The sequence below is a fragment of the Gluconobacter cerevisiae genome (genome assembly GCF_015244675.1).
Taxonomy (GTDB): domain Bacteria; phylum Pseudomonadota; class Alphaproteobacteria; order Acetobacterales; family Acetobacteraceae; genus Gluconobacter; species Gluconobacter cerevisiae.
In genome coordinates this window covers 417,125-431,940 of sequence record NZ_JABCQO010000001.1, presented here as the reverse complement: position 1 = coordinate 431,940, position 14,816 = coordinate 417,125, and the positions used below count along the sequence as shown (strand labels likewise).

Below are 14,816 nucleotides of genomic sequence, written 5' to 3'. Positions count from 1 at the left end.
TCGGTCACTGCAAGATCATTTCCGCTTCAGGAGTTTCTTTGTGAGCGCAGCCTTCACTTCCCGCGCGCTGCTTTGCGGCTGCGCCCTGTTCACCCTGTCCGGCTGCCTCATGGTGGGGCCTGAATATCACGCGCCCAAGCCTTGGTCGCCCGCGCATTACACCGATCATATGACTGGTGCGCCCGACAGCATCATCAGCGAGATGAAGGCCGACAGTCGCTGGTGGCAGGTCTTCCACGATCCCGAACTGACGTCGCTGGAATCTCGTCTGGTCAACCAGAACCTGTCCTTCCGCCTCGCGACCGCCAATCTGGCGCAGAGCCGCGCGCAACTCATCATGGCCGGGGCTGAACGCTTCCCGGCCCTGAGTGCCTCGGGATCGTATCAGCGCAGCCAGTACAGCACCAAGGAAATGCAGGAAATCATCAGCCGGGTGGGCGGTAATATCGCGAAATCCGCTGGTAACACCCTCGGATCTTCGATCGGACCACTCCTTCAGGGAGGGGCCGATGGTGCCACCGTTCCGCTGCTGAACCAGTGGCGCAGCGCGATCGACGCGACTTATGAAATCGACCTGTGGGGTCGCGTCGCGCACCAGTACGATGCCGCCAAGGCCGATCTTCAGGCCACGGACGAAGAACGCCGCTCCATTCTCATCGCCCAGCAGGCCGACATGGCGCGGGGCTATATGGGCCTGCGTGGCGATCAGCAGCGCCTGAAGATCCTGCGCGACAATCTGCGGGTTCTGACACAGATCACCTCCATCGCGCAGGAGCGCTATCGCGGCGGTCTGGTGACGGAGCTGGACGTGGATTCCGCGCAGGGCCGTTTGCATGACACGCAGGGTCAGGAAGCGCAGCTTGAACAGGCTGTGGCGCAGGAAGAAAACGCGCTCGCTCTGCTGCTGGGCGCGCCTCCGGGCAGCCTGAATGCTGAGCTGGAAAAGAGCGCCGGTGTGCCGGTCGTGCCGCCCGTGGTGCCGGTCGGCATCCCCTCTGAACTCGCCCAACGTCGCCCCGATATCCGGGAGGCCGAGGCCCATCTGCGCGGTGCAGTGGCCGAAGTGGGTGAGGCCACGGCGGATTTCTATCCGAAGGTCACGATCAATGCCGATTTCGGCTTCCAGACCCTGTCGTTCCGCGACCTTGGGTTCTGGAGCGCGCGCGCCTGGAATGTCGGGCCGTCCATTTCGCTCCCGATCTTTCAGGGTGGACGGCTGTACGGACAGCTTGAGCTGAAGAAATACGCGCAGAAGGCTGCGGCGATTTCCTATCAGCAGACCGTCATCAAGGCCTGGCATGACGTGGATAACGCTCTGATCGCCTATCGGGACGAACAGCTCCATCGTCAGGGTCTTCAGGGTGCCGTCAACGATAACAGCCATGCGCTCATGCTGGCCCAGAGCCAGTATCGCAGCGGCCTGACGAACTATCTGAACGTCCTGAACGCACAGGCGCAGCTTCAGTCCGCCCAGCTTGATCTCGCCAGCAGTGATGCCACGCTGGCGACCAACCTGACGCGCCTTTACAATGCGCTCGGCGGTGGCTGGGAAGACGCCCTGCCGAACAATCCGGACGTGGCGAAAGCGCAGCTCGCCTCCGCAACGCCCGGTCCCTGAGCAGGGAGCTCCTGACCGGGAGGCTTAGACCTCCCGGAAGCCGGTTCCGTCAGGCTTTATGTGCGACGGACCGACCTTTGGAGCCCAGAATCTCGAACGCTTCATCCAGACGGCCGACGATGGATTTCTCTCCCACGCGCAGCCATTTGCGCGGATCGTAGAGGGACTTCATCGGCTTGTCGGTGCCGGGGTCGATCTGGTGCTGGAAAGCCACCGGATGTTCCAGAACGTAGCTACCCACGCCTTGGGCGAACGCGAACTGGATGTCGGTATCAAGGTTCATCTTGAACACGCCGTAGGAGACTGCGGCATTGATTTCCGCAAGCGTCGAACCTGAACCGCCATGGAATACCAGCGGGAGGGGCTTGGGTCCGCTCTGCGTGGCCTCTTCGACAGCGTCCTGCGAGTTCTTCAGGATTTCGGGCCGAAGCTGCACATTGCCCGGCTTGTAAACGCCATGCACGTTGCCGAAGGATGCGGCGATCGACACGGTGCCGATCGGGGACAACAGGTTCCACGCTTTCAGAACATCTTCGGGCTGCGTGTAGAGATGTGCGTTGTCCGCACCGTCTTCGAGGTCATGACCAACGCCATCTTCCTCACCGCCGGTGACGCCCAGTTCGATTTCCAGTCCCATCCCCAGAGGCGCAAGCCGCTTGAGCATTGCGGCTGATGTCTCAAGGTTTTCCTCAAGAGGTTCGGCGGACAGATCGAGCATGTGGGACGTGAACAGCGGTTTGCCGGTCGTCCGGAACTCGTCTTCGCTCAGCGTGATGAGGTCGTCGAGCCAGGGGATCAGCTTGCGGTCGGCATGATCGGTGTGGAGAATGACGGCGATGCCGTATTCTTTTGCCAGAAGATGAACGTGCCGCGCCATCGAGGCCGCGCCGAGCACGCGGGCACGATGGGCGTCGGGCAGACCTTCGCCTGCATAAAAACGGGCGCCACCATTCGAAACCTGAATGACGACATCCGAGCCGTTCCGGGCCGCCGCTTCCAGAACGGCATTGACGCTGTCGGTGCCGACGACATTGATGGCGGGAAGCGCGTAGCCCCCTTCATGGCAGGCCTTGATGAGGGCCGTATAACTGGCGCCACTGACGACGCCGGGTGAAACTCTTGACATTGGCGGCTCCAACTGAACGCATGAAACAGGCCAGCAAAACGGGTGTGGCCGTGTTGCGTTGTACTGTACGATGCCAATTGCTTTTCGTCATGAGCCTTCAAATCACTGAAAGATTTATTGTCAGGATTTGTTGCTTGTGATGTCAGCCCTGTGGAGACTATGGAAAAAACATGGTGCCAAATCTTTCCGACCCAGATCTTCCCGCCCGTATCCTTGTCGTCGAAGATGACGCCGGAATGCGGACCCTCATCCTCCGTGCCCTTCAGGGCGGCGGCTTCCGCGCACGGGGTGTCGCCTGTGGGGAGGAGATGTGGGCTGCGCTTGAAGTAGCACCTGTCGATCTCATCATCATGGACATCATGCTGCCGGGCAAAAGCGGCATCGAACTGTGCCGCGCGCTTCGCAGCGGGCAGGGCGCCCAGCACGAAAACGAGACGCCCCCCGCTCAGGTGCCGATCATTATGGTCTCCGCGCGGGGCGAAGAGCGCGATCGCGTGACCGGTCTCGAATCGGGCGCGGATGATTACGTCCCCAAGCCGTTCGGACAGCGCGAACTTCTGGCACGTGTCCGGGCCGTGCTGCGTCGCGGCATCGCCACCACCGGCGCCCCGCAGGAGCGCGTCCGTCGCGAGACGCTGCGTTTCGCGGGCTGGACGCTCGATCTGCGCCGCCGCGAACTGACCGACCCCTCAGGGGCGACCGTCGATATTTCAGGTGCGGAACATGACCTGCTGACCAGTTTTCTGGACAATCCGCAGCGTGTCATCGCCCGTGACCGTCTGCTGGAACTGTCGCGCACCCGTCTGGGCGATGTGTCGGACCGGAGCATCGACGTTCTCGTCAGCCGCCTGCGCCGCAAGTTGGGCTCGGACGCCGACCAACTCATCCGGACCGTGCGCGGCCTCGGATACATCTTCGTGGCAGAGGTTGAACGGGTCTGAATATTCAGAATCGCATCCTGCTGTGGCCGCTGGGGCTGGTCGGGCGCGTCTGCGTTGTCCTGACCGTCGCAGTGACACTGGTGTTCCTGACGAACGCCATTTTCTACGGTCAGGCTGAAACCTATATCGTCGATGACGTGCGCATCGCCCAGCTTGGCGAAGCGCTGAGCACGGATCTGCGCGTGCTGGCTGCGGCGCCCGTCAGCCAGAGATCCTTTCTGGCGGTCATGCTCTCGGGCAGCGAACTCAGTGTGGCCTGGCAGCCAGCCTCCATTGCGCCCGTGTTGCCGGGACATCCTCCCGTCGCGCTCACACAGCTCGTCCGGCGCCTGAAGGCGGACGATCCCATTCTCGAACAGGCGCATCTGGACCTCTATACGCTGGGGCCGGGGAGTGCGGACGTGCTGGGGTCCCAGCGTCTGCCAGATGGAAGCTACATCCATTTCCGGGTGCCGGGGATGCTCGGTCATCACCGTGTCACGCGTGGTCTGGCCTCGGCAGCGATTGCGGCTGGCGCGGTCGCCATTGCTGCGACCATGCTGATCCGCGGTCTCAGCATGCCGCTCCGTGCGCTGGCCTCGGTTGCAGATCGTATCGGCTCCAGTGAAACATGGGTGCCGCTGGCTGAGCGTGGGCCGCCGGAAGTGCGCGGCCTCGCCCGTGCCATCAATGCGATGCAGGAGCGCATCCAGAGCCTCATCAACGACCGGACGCAGGCTCTGGCGGCCGTCTCGCATGACCTGCGCACGCCGTTGACCCGCCTGCGTCTGCGCTGTGGCTTTCTCAATGACGGCGAGGCACAGGCTGCCATCGAGGCCGATCTGGACGAGATGGAAGCCATGGTGAACGGCATCCTCGCCTATCTGGCCGGTGCCGACGATCCCGAAGTCCCCCGCACCATCAATATCGTCGCGACGCTCGAAACCCTTGTGGACGATCATGTCGATCGGGGTCATGAGGCCCATTACGAAGGGCCGGATCGCGCGCTGGTTCATGTGCGTCCACTCGCCATGAAGCGCGTTCTGTCAAACCTGATCGAAAACGCCATCAATTATGGCGGCAACGTTCTCGCCACACTTCGCACTCGCGAGGACGGCGCGCTGGAAATCGCCATCAGCGACAGTGGACCCGGCATTCCCGAGAGCGAATACGAACGTGTGCTCGCTCCTTTCTATCGTCTGGAAAGCTCACGCTCGCGGGCAACGGGGGGAATCGGGCTGGGTCTGGCCATCGTACAGCGCGAAATTTCGCGCGAGGGCGGTACTCTGGTTCTCGGGCGCGGAGATGCCGCGAAAGGTTATGGCGGGCTGTGCGCGACCATCATCCTGCCGAAGAGACTCCCGTCTCCATCAAGGAAAAACGAGGGAAAAGGCGAGGGGCAGGGCGAACAGGTCTGACGGGACACGTTCCACCGTTAAAAACACGCGAAGTCGGACCAATGTGGTCCCGACACTTGCACCTTGGGACGAAGTGGCACATGTCAGGGCGGACTGGAACGCAAGGACATGACCCCGATGTTCATCGAGACCGAAGACACCCCCAATCCCGCTACCCTGAAATTCCTGCCTGGCCGCAGCGTGACCGGCGATGCCCGACCCGTTGATTTCGGCGATGCCGATGTCGCTGCCGGACGCTCCGAACTGGCGACTGCGCTGTTCGGGCAGCCGAATGTGCGCCGCGTCTTCCTTGGCGGCGATTTCGTCTCCGTCACGAAGTCTGACGACATCAGCTGGGGCGACCTCAAGCCCGTCGTGCTGGGCACGATCACGACGTTCTTCGAAAGCGGCCGTCCGGTTCTTTCGGGAACACAGGTCGCTCCGGAACATGACGTGGCGCCCGAAGACGCCGAAGTTGTCAGCCGCATTCAGGACCTGCTCGACACCCGCGTGCGCCCTGCCGTGGCCGGTGACGGCGGCGACATCGCTTTCCGTGGCTATAAAGACGGCGTGGTCTATCTGGCCATGCAGGGCGCATGCTCCGGCTGCCCGTCTTCCCGTGCGACCCTGAAGCACGGCGTCGAGAACATGCTGCGGCACTATGTTCCCGAAGTCACCTCGGTCGAACAGGTCGAGGACTGAACCATGGACGGCCAGACAGCCCCTGATTGCGCTCCGGTTCCGGGTGCGGAAGCCCTGTTCACGCAGGCCCGGACGCCGCGCAGTTTATCGCCGCGCCCGGTCGGGGAAGATGTCCTGCGCCGTCTGTACGATCTGGTGAAGCTGGGGCCGACCTCCGGCAACTGCTCGCCGGGTCGCTTCGTTTTTCTGACGACACAGGACGCCCGCGAGCGTATCCGCCCCGCGCTGTCGCCGGGGAACGTGGCCCGTGCCATGGCTGCTCCGGTTCTTGCCGTCGTGTGTCATGATCCGCTGTTTTTCGAAGCGCTGCCTCGCCTGAATCCGCAGGAAGGCCTGCGCGACTGGTTTGCCGCCGATGTGGGCCTGTCCGACGAGACGGCGTTTCGCAACGGCACGCTCGAAGGCGGCTATCTCATCATCGCCGCCCGGATGCTGGGCCTGTCCGCCATGCCGATGTCCGGCTTTGACTGTTTCATGGTCGAAGACACGCTGCTGAACGCTACCGGCTGGCGCGTGAATTTCCTCGTCGGTCTTGGTTATCCGGCGGAAAACGAACCCACCCTCGATCATGCAGAACCGCGTGCACCCCGACTGGACTTCGGAGAAGCGTGTCTGTGTCTGTAAAGACGGGGCCTTCAAGGACGGTCGTTTTCAATGGGGCCGGGGCAGGGGCCGGTCTGACCAGTCTGGTGGCTCTGGTCGAGGACGGTCGGGTTGTTGCGGAAAAGCTGATGGCCGGACGCGGCGCCTCGGAACATTTCGCTCCCACTATCCGCGATCTTTTGACGCAAAATGACTGGATCACGGCCCCTGATCGCGTCGTGGCTGTCCTTGGTCCGGGATCCTTCACCGGACTGCGTTCGTCGCTGTCACTGGCCGCAGGGTTGGCGGCAGGCTGGAACTGCCCCACGATCGGCGTCACGTTGGGAGCAGCCATCCGCGCCACGCTCGGGCGTCCCGACGCTGTCTGTGTTAACATTGCGCGTCGTGGCCGAGTATTCGTGGACCCGCCGCACGGTCCTGTCACGGCTAGCCAGACCGTCGATCTCGATCCCGCAGACTGGGTCTGTGTAACGGGGGATGCCGTGTCCGAAAAACCGGATTGGCCGTGTCCCGTGCTGTTCTGCGAGGCGCCGACCGCCTTGGGTATCGTTCAGGCCGCACAAAGTGTCCTGCCCGGCGCCCTGATGCCGCTTTACGTCGATCCGCCCGAGGCCAAACCTCCCGCTGCCGGTCTGAGGCCCTTGCCCCTGTGAACGCTCCGGAACAGGAGTTCCAGCTGCGGAGGATGGGGATTGAATGTGCGCTGCTTCTGGCGGAGCTTCATGAAGCCGCGTTTCATGGCGGAGAAGTCTGGAGTGCGGCGTCCTTTATTGATTTACTATCCATGCAGGGAAGTGAAGTCGTTATTGCGCTGATCGACAATATTCCCGCCGGTTTCATTCTTTCGCGGACAGTTCTGGATGAAACGGAAATCCTGACACTTGCCGTTCACCCACATTTTCGCCGCAGAGGTGTCGGAAGGTCTTTGGTGCGGGCCATTCTGCCCAAAGGACAAGTATTTCTGGAAGTAGCAGTCTGTAACAATCCGGCGACTGCGCTGTATGAAGCCTGCGGTTTTGTAAAAGCTGGACTGCGTCGCGGCTATTACAGGGACGGAAGTGACGCGCAGGTCCTTGTTTCTAACGCCTTTTGATACTCAGGCAGTAAAGATCTGCTCTGTCTGGAACAAGTGAATCAGCCAGAATTGTATGACCCAGTGCCTGCACTGATGCCCTGACGTTCTTCCGTGTTTCTGTTCCATAGAGCCACACATCAAGTTCCTGTCCTGAAGTCATGGCATCGAGTTTGGCCCGGACATATACAGTTGTCATGGGGCACTTTTTCTCCGTTATATCTATGAAAAATGTTTCATTTTCTGTCACGGGTCCGTTTCTTTCTTTTTATGCTTGAACGCAGCAATTGATGACTGCTACATGCTCACTCGCTCAAGGATGAAGGACTTAATCTATCATGTCGCAAGAGACAAATGCTCCCGAACTGCATCAACTGACCGCGCAGATCGTTACGGCCTATGTATCAAACAACGATATTCCGGCTGACGCTCTCCCGGCCCTGATCCGGTCCGTTCATGACTCTCTTGCAACGGTGAACGTTCCGGAAGAGGCTCCTGCCGAGAAGCTGGTCCCGGCCGTTTCGCCGCGCAAGTCGGTTTTCCCGGACTACATTATCTGCCTTGAAGACGGAAAGAAGCTGAAGCTGCTGCGTCGTCACCTCAAGACAGCCTACAACATGACGCCGCAGGAATACCGCGAGCGCTGGGGCCTGCCGCCGGAATATCCGATGGTCGCTCCGAACTATGCGAACCACCGTTCCTCGCTGGCCCGCAAGATCGGCCTCGGCCGTCGTCGCGAAGACTGAGAACCTCTTTTCCCTGTCGCCGGTTTCTTCATCCCGGCGACAGGGAAAACCCGACAGGCTCCATAAAGTGGACAACACGCCTGTTTTTCGGCTAGGCCGCAGATATGGTCGCAGATACGAAAACCGCTGAGAGACGCAGCAGCCCCGGGAATCGGAAGGCCCCGTCCTCCCCCGTGCCGGATGATTCGCACATTGCCCGCCTGTGTGTGGAAAGCGGTCTGAAAATGACCGGCCAGAGACGTGTCATCGCACATGTCCTGTCCATTGCCGACGACCATCCCGACGTCGAAGAACTCTACCGCCGCGCCTCCGAGATCGACAGTCGCATTTCCGTGGCGACCGTCTATCGCACGGTGCGTCTCCTTGAGGAGAAGGGCATTCTCGAACGTCGCGATTTCGGCGGCGGACGGGCACGCTATGAAGCCAGCGACAGCGGCAACCACTATCACCTGATTGACGTGGATAGTGGCCGGGTCGTTGAATTCGAAGATGACGAACCGGTCCGTCTTCTGGCCCAACTGGCCCAGCGTCTGGGATTTGACCTCGTCTCCCATCGCATCGAGCTGTTTGGCCGTCGTGCCGAGCCCGAGGACAGGAAAAAATCTCCTCCAGAAAACAGGAACAAGAGCGGATCATGACCACCAAACTGGATGGCACCCCCATTTCCGCTCCACATACGCTGGCCAGCAGCGAAGAAACCCTGCGTCAGATGGAGACACTCTCCACTCTGTCCCTGAACCGCGAAGGTGGGTTTCAGGAACTGCGTGGTGGCACGCTCGGTGTGCGCATCGCCGAGACGGAGGAAGAACGCGACGCCGCTCAGGCCCTGCGTTACCGCGTCTTTTTCGAAGAACTTGGCGCTCATCCCGACGAACGCGCTTTCCGCACCAAGCGGGATGTCGATGAATTTGACGAGGCCGCCGATCACCTTCTGGTCATCGATCATGCCAAAGGCCCCGGCGCGGCCGGTGTCGTCGGGACCTATCGTCTGCTGCGCTCGGATGCTGCAGAGAAGGTCGGGCGTTTTTATACGTCCTCCGAATACGACATCTCGACCCTGACGGAATTTCCCGGACGTCTGCTTGAAGTCGGACGCTCCTGCGTGGCGAAGGAATATCGCGGACGCTCCGCCATGCAGCTTCTGTGGCGTGGTATTGCGTCCTACATTTTCCTGCACCGGATCGACGTGCTGTTCGGCTGCGGCAGCCTGCCGGGAACCGATCCGGACGCTCTGGCCGATCAGCTCACCTACATGCACCACAACCATCTGGCCCCGCCGGCGCTGCGTATCCGCGCGCTGCCGGACCGTTACGTGGAAATGCAGCGGACCGATCCGCATGTGCTGGACTACCGCGCATGCCTCAACAAGCTGCCGCCGCTGATCAAAGGTTATCTGCGTCTGGGCGGTTATGTCGGTGATGGTGCGGTGGTGGACGAGCAGTTCAACACCACCGACGTCGCCGTTCTGGTGAAGAGCGAACTTCTGGCGGACAAGTATTACCGCCATTACGAACGCCGCCTGCGCGACGCCCTCGACTGACAGCCTGCCTCACAGCCGGATCTTCCGCAGAACATTGCAGAGTGTCCGGCTGTTTTCTATTTCAGCCCCTTCGTCAGCCGGACGGTTCTCCATGATTTCGACGCTCCCTGTCCGCGGCTGGCGGCTTGCCGGACTGATGCTGCTTGCCGGAGCGCTGGCAGCCCTGTCCCTGCCTCCGGTCCATTTTCTGTTTCTGTTGCCTGTGGGGCTGATGATCCTGTATCGCGTGTCGGAAGACGCGCGGTCGTGGAAGCAGGCGGCATGGTGCGGCTTTCTGTTCGGCATGGGCTTCCATACGGTCGGGCTCTACTGGCTGACGAACGCGATCCTGACGCGCGTTCACGAATTCTGGTGGATCGTGCCGTTCGCGTCTCCCGGCGTGGCGCTATTGATTGCCCCCTTCATCTGCGTTCCGGCGGTGCTGTGCCGCGTGGTGCCCCCCGGCTGGCGGCGTGTGCTGATGTTCGCCGGAAGCTGGACCGTCATGGACATGGGGCGCGTCTTCATGTTCTCGGGTTTTCCGTGGAATCCGCTAGGAAGCGACCTTGAGGTGCCGGGTCTTGCTGGAGATGTTCTGATCCAGCCTGCCGCCGTACTTGGCGTGGATGGGCTGTCGCTGGCCCTCGTGCTCGGCTCGCTCGCTCTGTTCCGCGACAGACGTGCGGCGTTGGCGGTACTGGGCGTCTCCGTGCTGTGGGTCGGCGCGGGGGCATGGCGCCTCTCCACTGCAATCCCCCTGAACATCGTCAACCCCCGTGCCGTTCTGGTGCAGGGCAACGTGCCGGAAGCGGAAGTCATCAGCCATGCAGATGCGGTCGGCAATTTCCGCCGCTATTTGAGTCTGACCGCACAGGGCGCGCAGAAAGCTTACGCTCAGGGTGGTCGTTCACCTGTGGTGATCTGGCCGGAATCTGGCTTTCCCGGCCTTCTGGACGAAGACACACTCGCCCGACAGATGATCGCCCGGGCCGCAGACGGCGCCCCGGCTCTGGTTGGTTCGGATCGCCAGTCCGGCAAGGACTGGTTCAACAGCCTGATCGCGGTTGCTCCCGATGGCAGCATTGCGGCCATTTATGACAAGAGTCGTCTGGTGCCGTTCGGCGAATATCAGCCGTGGATTCTGCCGTTCAACGTCCTGCCTGGTGTTCTGACGCCGGGGCCGGGCCTGAAGACATGGGATCTGCCGGGTCTGGGGCGTGTAGGGCCGATGGTTTGCTACGAGATCATTTTCTCCGGCTCCGTCACAGCCCGCAATGACCGACCGGACTGGCTGGTGACGATTTCGAATGACGCCTGGTATGGCAACAGCGCCGGTCCCCGCCAGCACCTGGCTACCGGACGGATGCGGGCCGTAGAGGAGGGGCTTCCGGTCGTTTTCGCTAACAATACCGGGATTTCCGCCATCTATGACGCAACCGGACACGAAACCGCCCGTTTGGGTTGGGGGCTGGCGGATGTGCTGGTCAGCGATATCCCGTCACCACTTCCTCCAACGGTCTTCTCCCGTTTCGGGCGCGCAACGCCTTTGACGCTTTCGGTCCTGTGCATGGTACTGGCCCTGCTTCCTGCGCGTCGGAAACGGTATGGACAGGGTGTAAAAGGTTAATATTGACAATCTGCGGTTGTCTAATTAACCATTTGAAAGTGTCAGAAAAAGAGCCTTCTTCTACGGATCGCAGCCGCTCCGAACCACGCAGTTCCGCTGCGGCCGGGCCGGTCGATGTCCATGTTGGCAACCGGATCAGGCTGCGTCGTACCCTTCTGGGGCTGTCGCAGGAAAAACTGGGTGAGGCTCTGGGGCTGACTTTTCAGCAAATCCAGAAATACGAACGCGGCGCAAACCGCGTGGGTGCCAGCCGTCTTTACGATCTGTCGCAGGTTCTGGATGTGCCCATCGGCTTCTTTTTCGATGATATGCAGGCGCCGCGGGATGCACGCGCGTCCTCAGCCACACCCCGGCAGTTCCCGGAAGCTGCTCCGGCATTCAGTCCGGCTTTCGGTCAGCCCCAGCCTGCTCAGGCGCCCGTTATGGGATTTGCCGAAACGCAGTCTGCATTCGGTGCCCCTCCGCCCCGGACGACTCCTCCGCGCGCCGTGCCGCCACCGCGCCTGTTTGATCTTCCTGTGGACGAGGCGGCCCTGTTCAGTCGCCGCGAGACGGTTGATCTGGTGCGCTCATATTATCGCATCCCGGACCCTGCGGTCCGTAAACGGATGCTGGACCTGATCCGCTCCCTCGGCCCGGCAGACCCGAAAGCGGACTGACCGCCGGGTGCTCTATTCCCGGCGCAGGATGCTGTCATTCACGAAGGATGCCAGCTTTCCAGCCTTGAAATCGGAGCGCAGACGGTCCTCGTCATACTCGTTCCGCACCCAGTCCATGAACGGCAGACGCCCCTCGGCTTCTTTCTGGTAGCGCAGGAAAAATGCATCCAGAATGCCGGTGCGGGAGCGGTTGAAATGCCCGAACCGCCAGTGCAACTGCTTGAGAGCGTCCTGAGCCGTACCGCCCTCGAACATCAGCACCAGCCCCGATGCCAGCCCCGCACGATCCGCACCGGATTTGCAGTGCATGAGCATGGGAAAAGCCAGCGTCTGGTACATGTCGTAGAACCGCAGGATACGGTCGCGATGCGGCGCACCCCGGCTTTCGAAGGCCATGTCCAGATGCGCCAGCCCAAGCTTCGCGCTGGCCCCCCGGGACAGCGCATCAGAGCCACATTTGCGGTGTCCGCGCAGATTTACGAGCGTCTTCAGGTGCAGCCGCCGCGTTAAGCTCCGCAGCCGTGACGGCGTCGGGTGGTTGCAGCGCCAGACCTTGCCCGGCACGACGGACGCGAGATTGGTCCAGCCGAGCCGGAAGATGGAATGATCCACGAACAGACTGTCCCACCAGGCGCGACGCCGTGTGGCAGGGGTCGTGATCCGGCCTTCGAACATGGTAGAGTGCATCCTTGCTGGGCAGGCCGCTGAACGCGGCAGGAACGCGCTGTGTCCCATCCCGCAAAGGGATGCGTCAACCGCTGAAAAATGCTATGTTGTCTGCCATGCGTTTCGTTTCTCCCCTCTTCATGCTGTCGTTTGTTGCCATGACAGGCTGCGGCTCCATGCTTAGTGGTCCGTCCCCGGACATGGCCCCCCTTCCACCGCCGGGTGCGGGACCTGGTCACGGATCGCATTCCCATGGAAGCGCCCGTCACCGTCAGGGAAGCGGCGTGTCCTATGCCGACGATGCACCGGTCATGCCCATGCCGCCTGGTGCGGAAAGCCCCGCTACGCCTTCCCATGACATCAGCAGCGGCCCATCCTCCGGTGGGATGTCCTTTGGTGGGCAGGAAGGCAGCGTCGATATCACCCCACACCCCGCAACGCCTGATACCGAAGTCTCCTACGGCAAAAACAACACGCCGAACTGACGAGGAGTCCGTCGGGGTTTCTTCATGATTGCGTAACTCTTGGCGTGTTAGGGGCTTTGCTTTGAATAAGCGCCAAATCCACGCTCTGGAGACTCCGACTATGACTGAGCAGGTCAAGGCAGACATTGCCGAACGACTGCTTTTTCTTGGCATCGGCGCGGCTGAGAAAGCCCATCTGGCCAGAATCCGACCGCAGGCCCTGAGCGTTCTGGGGGCTGCGCTGGACCATTTTTATGGTCGGATTCTCAAGACCCCGGCCCTGAATAAGTTCTTTTCCAGCGAACAGCACCGTAATGGCGCGCGCAGTCAGCAGGAAAAGCACTGGAAGCAGATCCTCGAAGGTGATTTCGGCGCCGAGTACGTCGCGAGCACCCGCGCGATCGGCAATACGCACGCCCGGATCGGCCTTAAACCCCAATGGTATGTTGGTGCGTACGCCCTTCTGATCGAAGGCATGGTTACGGGCCTGATTCGCAAGTACTGGCCCGAGCCGCGCCGCAGCTTTCTGGACCGTCTTCTGCGCCGTCCGGCCAGAGGAACCTCCGCTGAGGAAGCCGCCTCCCAGATCGGACTTCTGATCCGCTGTGGCCTGCTGGACATGGAGCTTGGGCTGGAAACCTACAATCAGAATCTGGATGTTCAGGAACGCTCGCGTGCGGAAAATGAGCGAATCCAGAGTCTTGCTGCCCTGTCGGATGCGTTAGCAGATGCGCTGGATCGCATGGCTGGTGGCGATCTGGTCCAGCAGATTGACCCCGCGCTGGAAAATGGTTCAAGCCGTATGGGGGGCGCGTTCCATCGTGCCTGCGAAGGGCTTGGGCGCATCGTCCATGCCGTTCGTGAAACTTCGGGGGCCGTGGAACAGAGAGCCCGCGAAATCAGCGGCTCTACGGAAGACATCACCGGCCGCATCGCCGAACAGGTGGATGCTCTTGCAGCTGTAGCGCGCAACATTGCCGAGCTGACATCCTCCGTAAAAGCCGTGGCAGATGAAGCCCGTCAGGCCGACACGACCGTGGCTGACTGCTGTCAGGAAACGGAACAGGGCCGCGAAATCGTCGGCAAGACTGTCGAGGCGATGGCCAAGATCTCGTCATCGTCCAACCGGATCGTCCAGATTATCGGCGTTATCGACGAAATCGCATTTCAGACCAACCTGCTGGCGCTCAATGCCGGTGTGGAAGCCGCCCATGCCGGGGATGCGGGGCGCGGTTTTGCCGTCGTCGCGCAGGAAATCCGGGCGCTGGCGCAGCGTTCCGCCACAGCGGCCAAGGAAATCAAATCGCTGATCGCCAGCAGCATGCAGGACGTACAACGCGGCGTGCAGATGGTTGACGAAACCGGGACGGCCCTTGGCAACATCACCACGTCTGTCGAGCGTCTTGGAACGGCCGTAGGGCAGATTGCTTCGGGTGCTGAGGCTCAGGCCCAGCGCATTATGGACATCAATGCCAGCACGACACAGCTTGAAGGCGTAACCAAGAGCAATGCCGCGATCGTGCATCAGACCAGCAGCGCCAGCCAGAAACTGGTCGGTGATGCCGGGGAACTGACGCGCGTCGTTCGGAACTTCAAGGTTCGCAAAGCCCAGTCCCGCCCTTCACAGGGGGGAGGGCCGCTTTCCGTTCCAAAAATGCCCTCTCAGAAGGGTATTCGGGAAAAGGCCTGACCTCAGG

17 protein-coding genes are annotated in these 14,816 nt (G+C 61.4%); 14 read left to right on the top strand and 3 right to left on the bottom strand.

The window, feature by feature from the left end:
- The first annotated feature begins 40 nt into the window (after positions 1-40).
- On the top strand, positions 41-1,618 hold the full coding sequence (locus HKD21_RS01950) for an efflux transporter outer membrane subunit (RefSeq protein WP_194253902.1): 1,578 nt from the start codon (positions 41-43) through the stop codon (positions 1,616-1,618).
- A gap of 49 nt (positions 1,619-1,667) precedes the next feature.
- Here HKD21_RS01950 and fbaA read toward each other — a convergent pair whose 3' ends face one another.
- Complete coding sequence (gene fbaA, locus HKD21_RS01945) at positions 1,668-2,744, bottom strand: class II fructose-bisphosphate aldolase (protein ID WP_194253901.1); 1,077 nt, start codon at positions 2,742-2,744, stop codon at positions 1,668-1,670.
- Between the two features lie 170 nt (positions 2,745-2,914).
- Between fbaA and HKD21_RS01940 the strand changes: the two genes are divergently transcribed.
- The 6 genes from HKD21_RS01940 to HKD21_RS01915 all read left to right on the top strand — a co-directional run bounded on the left by HKD21_RS01940 (position 2,915) and on the right by HKD21_RS01915 (position 7,459).
- The gene (locus tag HKD21_RS01940) at positions 2,915-3,685 is read left to right on the top strand and encodes a response regulator (protein ID WP_099285864.1); all 771 of its coding nucleotides are present in this window, start codon (positions 2,915-2,917) and stop codon (positions 3,683-3,685) included.
- Between the two features lie 20 nt (positions 3,686-3,705).
- Positions 3,706-5,082 (top strand): ATP-binding protein, encoded by a 1,377-nt coding sequence (locus HKD21_RS01935; protein WP_228120828.1) that lies wholly within the window; start codon positions 3,706-3,708, stop codon positions 5,080-5,082.
- A gap of 117 nt (positions 5,083-5,199) precedes the next feature.
- Complete coding sequence (locus tag HKD21_RS01930) at positions 5,200-5,763, top strand: NifU family protein (protein ID WP_194254095.1); 564 nt, start codon at positions 5,200-5,202, stop codon at positions 5,761-5,763.
- 3 nt (positions 5,764-5,766) lie between these two features.
- A complete protein-coding gene (locus HKD21_RS01925) occupies positions 5,767-6,387 on the top strand; it encodes a malonic semialdehyde reductase (RefSeq protein WP_194253900.1) in 621 nt (206 codons plus the stop codon).
- Positions 6,372-7,019, top strand: coding sequence for a tRNA (adenosine(37)-N6)-threonylcarbamoyltransferase complex dimerization subunit type 1 TsaB (gene tsaB / locus HKD21_RS01920; RefSeq protein WP_322782888.1), 648 nt, complete (start codon positions 6,372-6,374; stop codon positions 7,017-7,019). The genes HKD21_RS01925 and tsaB overlap by 16 nt, the downstream gene beginning before the upstream one ends.
- A 32-nt stretch (positions 7,020-7,051) precedes the next feature.
- Positions 7,052-7,459, top strand: a complete 408-nt coding sequence (locus HKD21_RS01915; protein WP_194253899.1) for a GNAT family N-acetyltransferase — start codon at positions 7,052-7,054, stop codon at positions 7,457-7,459.
- Here the strand turns inward: HKD21_RS01915 and HKD21_RS01910 are convergent.
- Entirely contained in the window at positions 7,446-7,688 is a 243-nt protein-coding gene (locus tag HKD21_RS01910) for a sulfurtransferase TusA family protein (protein WP_194253898.1), read from the bottom strand. The two genes, HKD21_RS01915 and HKD21_RS01910, sit on opposite strands and share 14 nt — an antisense overlap.
- 88 nt (positions 7,689-7,776) lie before the next feature.
- Between HKD21_RS01910 and HKD21_RS01905 the strand changes: the two genes are divergently transcribed.
- From HKD21_RS01905 to HKD21_RS01885, 5 genes are all read left to right on the top strand, one after another.
- Positions 7,777-8,184: a MucR family transcriptional regulator gene (locus tag HKD21_RS01905; protein ID WP_062029993.1), complete on the top strand. Its 408-nt coding sequence runs from the start codon at positions 7,777-7,779 to the stop codon at positions 8,182-8,184.
- A gap of 104 nt (positions 8,185-8,288) precedes the next feature.
- Positions 8,289-8,822: a Fur family transcriptional regulator gene (locus tag HKD21_RS01900; RefSeq protein ID WP_194253897.1), complete on the top strand. Its 534-nt coding sequence runs from the start codon at positions 8,289-8,291 to the stop codon at positions 8,820-8,822.
- Positions 8,823-8,893: 71 nt separating this feature from the next.
- On the top strand, positions 8,894-9,724 hold the full coding sequence (locus HKD21_RS01895) for a GNAT family N-acetyltransferase (protein WP_194254093.1): 831 nt from the start codon (positions 8,894-8,896) through the stop codon (positions 9,722-9,724).
- A gap of 91 nt (positions 9,725-9,815) precedes the next feature.
- Complete coding sequence (gene lnt, locus HKD21_RS01890) at positions 9,816-11,330, top strand: apolipoprotein N-acyltransferase (protein ID WP_194253896.1); 1,515 nt, start codon at positions 9,816-9,818, stop codon at positions 11,328-11,330.
- A gap of 38 nt (positions 11,331-11,368) precedes the next feature.
- Positions 11,369-11,989 carry a helix-turn-helix domain-containing protein gene (locus HKD21_RS01885; RefSeq protein ID WP_407646507.1) on the top strand — a complete coding sequence of 207 codons (621 nt, stop codon included), beginning with the start codon at positions 11,369-11,371 and terminating at the stop codon, positions 11,987-11,989.
- A gap of 12 nt (positions 11,990-12,001) precedes the next feature.
- Here the strand turns inward: HKD21_RS01885 and HKD21_RS01880 are convergent, their stop codons facing one another.
- Positions 12,002-12,664, bottom strand: a complete 663-nt coding sequence (locus tag HKD21_RS01880; protein WP_194253894.1) for a protein-tyrosine phosphatase family protein — start codon at positions 12,662-12,664, stop codon at positions 12,002-12,004.
- A 95-nt stretch (positions 12,665-12,759) separates the two neighbouring features.
- Between HKD21_RS01880 and HKD21_RS01875 the strand changes: the two genes are divergently transcribed.
- Both HKD21_RS01875 and HKD21_RS01870 read left to right on the top strand, forming a co-directional pair.
- Complete coding sequence (locus tag HKD21_RS01875) at positions 12,760-13,140, top strand: hypothetical protein (protein ID WP_228120719.1); 381 nt, start codon at positions 12,760-12,762, stop codon at positions 13,138-13,140.
- 100 nt (positions 13,141-13,240) lie between these two features.
- On the top strand, positions 13,241-14,809 hold the full coding sequence (locus tag HKD21_RS01870; protein WP_228120715.1) for a globin-coupled sensor protein: 1,569 nt from the start codon (positions 13,241-13,243) through the stop codon (positions 14,807-14,809).
- The last annotated feature ends 7 nt before the right edge of the window (positions 14,810-14,816 follow it).

Bases quoted from the DNA above. Each gene is read 5' to 3' on its own strand.
- fbaA (WP_194253901.1), bottom strand. From the start codon at position 2,744: ATGTCAAGAGTTTCACCCGGCGTCGTCAGTGGCGCCAGTTATACGGCC.
- HKD21_RS01875 (WP_228120719.1), top strand. From the start codon at position 12,760: ATGTTGTCTGCCATGCGTTTCGTTTCTCCCCTCTTCATGCTGTCGTTT.
- HKD21_RS01895 (WP_194254093.1), top strand. From the start codon at position 8,894: ATGGAGACACTCTCCACTCTGTCCCTGAACCGCGAAGGTGGGTTTCAG.
- HKD21_RS01915 (WP_194253899.1), top strand. From the start codon at position 7,052: ATGGGGATTGAATGTGCGCTGCTTCTGGCGGAGCTTCATGAAGCCGCG.
- HKD21_RS01900 (WP_194253897.1), top strand. From the start codon at position 8,289: ATGGTCGCAGATACGAAAACCGCTGAGAGACGCAGCAGCCCCGGGAAT.
- HKD21_RS01925 (WP_194253900.1), top strand. From the start codon at position 5,767: ATGGACGGCCAGACAGCCCCTGATTGCGCTCCGGTTCCGGGTGCGGAA.
- HKD21_RS01880 (WP_194253894.1), bottom strand. From the start codon at position 12,664: ATGTTCGAAGGCCGGATCACGACCCCTGCCACACGGCGTCGCGCCTGG.
- HKD21_RS01940 (WP_099285864.1), top strand. From the start codon at position 2,915: ATGGTGCCAAATCTTTCCGACCCAGATCTTCCCGCCCGTATCCTTGTC.
- HKD21_RS01930 (WP_194254095.1), top strand. From the start codon at position 5,200: ATGTTCATCGAGACCGAAGACACCCCCAATCCCGCTACCCTGAAATTC.
- HKD21_RS01870 (WP_228120715.1), top strand. From the start codon at position 13,241: ATGACTGAGCAGGTCAAGGCAGACATTGCCGAACGACTGCTTTTTCTT.
- HKD21_RS01905 (WP_062029993.1), top strand. From the start codon at position 7,777: ATGTCGCAAGAGACAAATGCTCCCGAACTGCATCAACTGACCGCGCAG.
- lnt (WP_194253896.1), top strand. From the start codon at position 9,816: ATGATTTCGACGCTCCCTGTCCGCGGCTGGCGGCTTGCCGGACTGATG.